Annotated in this window: 1 protein-coding gene; it reads left to right on the forward strand. The window is 67.5% G+C overall.

The features are described from left to right. Positions 1-412: aminotransferase class III-fold pyridoxal phosphate-dependent enzyme (locus EN807_RS32805; RefSeq protein WP_135937954.1), on the forward strand; the 412-nt coding region annotated here is incomplete at both ends.

A 412-nucleotide genomic window follows, 5' to 3' on the forward strand; every position in this document is an offset into this window, starting at 1 on the left:
CACCGGGACCGGGCGGGCTGGGCGGCACCTATGGCGGCAGCCCGATCGGCGTCGCGGCCGCCCATGCCGTGCTCGACGTCATCGAGGACGAGGATCTCTGCGGCCGCGCCAACCAGCTCGGCAACCGGCTCAAGCAGCGCCTGGAATCGCTGCGCGAGAAGGCGCCGCAGATCGTCGATAACCGCGGTCCGGGCTTCATGAACGCGGTCGAGTTCAACGACAGGACGACGAAGCTGCCGAGCGCCGAGTTCGCCAACAAGGTGCGGCTGATCGCGCTCGATAAGGGCCTGATCCTGCTGACCTGCGGCGTGCATGGCAACGTCATCCGCTTCCTCGCCCCGATCACCATCCAGGACAGCGTCTTCGGCGAGGCGCTCGACATTCTGGAGAGCGCGATCCTCGAAGCAAGCGC

Origin of the sequence: Mesorhizobium sp. M5C.F.Ca.ET.164.01.1.1, assembly GCF_004792125.1 — a bacterium.
Classification (GTDB): Bacteria; Pseudomonadota; Alphaproteobacteria; order Rhizobiales; family Rhizobiaceae; genus Mesorhizobium; species Mesorhizobium wenxiniae.